Below are 2,956 nucleotides of genomic sequence, written 5' to 3' on the forward strand. Positions count from 1 at the left end.
CGAAGGGTCGGAAGCAGGCCAAGGGATGAACCACCCAGCGTCGCTGACGCTCCGACCGCTCGCCACCAGCCGGAATCGCTGCTCGGCTTGAGCCGGAACGAGTGCTCACCATGACCGGAATACGCAGTCCAACGGCAGCCGCCGCTTCCGGCACAGGTTGGAATGGATGACCGGCTTCATCCCAAGCTTCCGGACACCGGGGCGGATGCGGTCGGCGTCATAGCCCGTGTCCACGATGAAGGCACCGCCCTCGGCATGCACGAGAAGCTCCTGAGCCATCGTGGACTCGTGCTGCTGCCCCTGCGTCAGCGCGAGGTGGAGCGGCTTACCGCTCGTCGTTGTGACGGCGTGAACGTTTGTTGAGAAACCTCCTCGAGAACGCCCCAAAGCATTGCTTCGGAGCCCCCTTTTCCGCCCGAGGCATCCTGGTGCGCATAGGAGGGAAGGGGGCGCTGTTGAGGGGGAGGGAGGGTGCAGACGGGCCGAGGAGGGCCGCAGACGGGGCCGCCCGAGAGATGCTCCCGGCCGATGGACAGGCCGCTTGAGCCTCCTTGGGGCACACGCCTGCCCAGGCCGCGCTCCCAGCACCTCGTCGCCCATGCACTGCAGCACCGCGCCGCCATGCTGCCCGAGGTGCTGCGCGCAGTCCTTCTGGAAGCCGTCCTGCAATTCCCCGAGCGCCTCGTCATCAAGTGACTCCTCGGGGCGCGCCATGAGGAAGCTGACGAAGGTGACCTGGGCGCGCCGGGGCGGCGGTGGGGCCTCCCGCCGTCGTTCGAATGTCCGCAGCGCCTCCAAAAGGTCCTGGGCGGATTGGAAGCGGCGCGCAGGCTCCCGGGCCATGGCCTTGCGCAAGAAGGACATCCACTTCGGGAGAGAGCTCCGGGCGGTGGTGGCTGACCGAGGGCAGCGGTGTGGAGGAAAGCGCCCATGCGCGCAGCTCCTCCATCGAGTCATGGGGACAGGGGTGCTGCCAGGTCAGCAGCAGGTAGAACAAGAACCCGGCGGCTCACGGGTCGGTTCTCTCGTCGTGCGGTGCATCCAGCCACTGCTCCGGGGCCATGTAGGCAGGCGAGCCCGCGTGGTAGAGCCACTGGAAGGCGGTCTTGCGCGAGGGCGAAGTCGAGCAGCCTGGCGCGCCCCCGGCAGGATGAAGACATTGCTCGGCTTGAGGTCCCGGTGGATGACCTGTTGTGCATGGGCATGTGCCAGCCCGGCGAGCACGTCGCGGAAGGTGGCCACGGCCTCGTCCCACTCCAGGGCGCCCTCGTGCAGGCGCGTGGAGAGGGGTTTTCCCTCCAGGCACTCCATCACAAGGAAGGGGACGACGGAGGAGGGGCCGCGCCGCCATTCCGAGACATCGAAGACACGGATGATGTTCTCGTGGTCGAGCCGGGCGATGGCCCGCGCCTCCACTTTGAGCCGCGAGGTGAGCGCCAGCCCCGAGAGCTCCGCGAGCGGCTGCATGAACTTGAGAGCGACGTGGCGATGCAGAACCGAGTCCCGGGCGCGGAAGACCTGCCCCATGCCTCCCTGTCCAGCCGCTCCGTTTCTCCTCGGAACTTCGCCCCTGCTTGGAGGGTCGAAGCTGGATATAGCCGGGCACTTGCGGACGCCTGCCCGGCGGGAGGGAGCACGTGATGCGAAGACGCGCGTGGATGGGAGTGGGGGCCGCCGTGCTGGCGGCGAGCCTCGGCCTGGCGTGGAGGTGGGGCCAGCCGCCCGCCACCGCCCCAGCGCCCGCGGTCCACCGCCCTGCCGCGGAAACGGAGGTGGAGCGCCTGAGGGCGCACGTGCGCATGCTGTCGGAGACGTTCCACCCGAGGGACTCGCGGCACCCGGAGAACCTGGAGCGCGCGGCGGACTACATCGCCGGCCACCTGGCGCGGGCGGGAGGGCACGTGGAGTCGCAGCACTTCCGGGTGGACGGCCGGGACTACCGCAACGTCATCGCGCGCTTCGGGCCGGAGGACGGTGAGCGCATCGTGGTCGGCGCGCACTACGACTCGGCGCGAGGCACGCCCGGAGCGGACGACAACGCCAGCGGGGTGGCGGGGCTGCTGGAGCTGGCGGCGCGGCTGGGCCGCCAGCCGCCGCTCCTGCGGGTGGACCTGGTGGCCTACACGCTGGAGGAGCCGCCGCACTTCCGCACGGGGAACATGGGCAGCGCGGTGCATGCGCGCTCGTTGAAGGAGGCGGGGGTGCGGGTGCGCGCCATGGTGGCGCTGGAGATGCTGGGCCACTTCACCGACGTGCCGGGCAGCCAGGAGTATCCACTGGCGGCGCTGAAGCTGAAGTACCCGGACACGGGCCACTTCATCGGCGTGGTGGGCACGCCGGGGGACGGCGGGCTTACGGACACCGTGGCGGAGGCGATGCGGGGGGCGAGCCCCTTGCCGGTGGAGTCGCTGAGCGCGCCCCGGGCGCTGGAGGGGGTGGACTTCTCGGACCACGGCAGCTTCTGGGCGCAGGGCTACCGGGCCGTCATGGTGACGGACACGGCGTTCTTCCGGAACCCGCGCTACCACGAGGCGGGGGACACGTGGGACACGCTCGACTACGCGCGCATGGCCCAGGCTGTCCAAGGGGTGTATGCCGCTGTGAGGACGTTGGCCGGAAGCCCCTCCCCCGCGCAGTGAAGTCGAACGTCCTCCTGAGCAACTCGGCGTCAGTCCACTCGCGGTGCCTGGGCGTGGCCCGGTTCCGTGGCTCTCCCGCACTTCGTGTGGACCGTAGGTTCAGACGGTGAGCAGCACTCGACGACGCAATAGGTCGAAGTTGGCGCGGCCATACATCTGACGCTTGAGGAGCTTGAGCTTCGTGATTTGACCCTCGGCCTGGGCGTTGCTCCAGGGAGAGGTCAGGGCAGCCCGGACGGCATCGCCATCCTTTTCGAGGCCCTCCGCAAAGGTTTCCACCGCGCGTACTCCGCACGCACGAGCCTCGCTCAACCACG

Annotated in this window: 4 protein-coding genes; 1 reads left to right on the plus strand and 3 read right to left on the minus strand. The window is 69.4% G+C overall.

What is annotated here, in order from left to right; translation table 11 throughout:
* Positions 1 to 105: 105 nt before the first annotated feature.
* Both HUA78_RS47965 and HUA78_RS45550 read right to left on the minus strand, forming a co-directional pair.
* On the minus strand, positions 106 to 957 hold the full coding sequence (locus tag HUA78_RS47965) for a transposase (RefSeq protein WP_371745823.1): 852 nt from the start codon (positions 955 to 957) through the stop codon (positions 106 to 108).
* A 21-nt stretch (positions 958 to 978) separates the two neighbouring features.
* Entirely contained in the window at positions 979 to 1,737 is a 759-nt protein-coding gene (locus HUA78_RS45550; RefSeq protein WP_256434387.1) for a protein kinase, read from the minus strand.
* On the opposite strand from HUA78_RS45550, the gene HUA78_RS45555 reads away from it, so the two are divergent.
* A complete protein-coding gene (locus tag HUA78_RS45555; RefSeq protein ID WP_174479111.1) occupies positions 1,641 to 2,639 on the plus strand; it encodes a M28 family peptidase in 999 nt (332 codons plus the stop codon). The two genes, HUA78_RS45550 and HUA78_RS45555, sit on opposite strands and share 97 nt — an antisense overlap.
* A gap of 99 nt (positions 2,640 to 2,738) precedes the next feature.
* Here the strand turns inward: HUA78_RS45555 and HUA78_RS45560 are convergent.
* On the minus strand, positions 2,739 to 2,956 hold a 218-nt coding region (locus HUA78_RS45560), incomplete at its 5' end, for a transposase (RefSeq protein ID WP_174478401.1).

It is taken from the genome of Myxococcus sp. CA033 (assembly GCF_013336625.1).
GTDB classification, from domain to species: Bacteria; Myxococcota; Myxococcia; order Myxococcales; family Myxococcaceae; genus Myxococcus; species Myxococcus llanfairpwllgwyngyllgogerychwyrndrobwllllantysiliogogogochensis.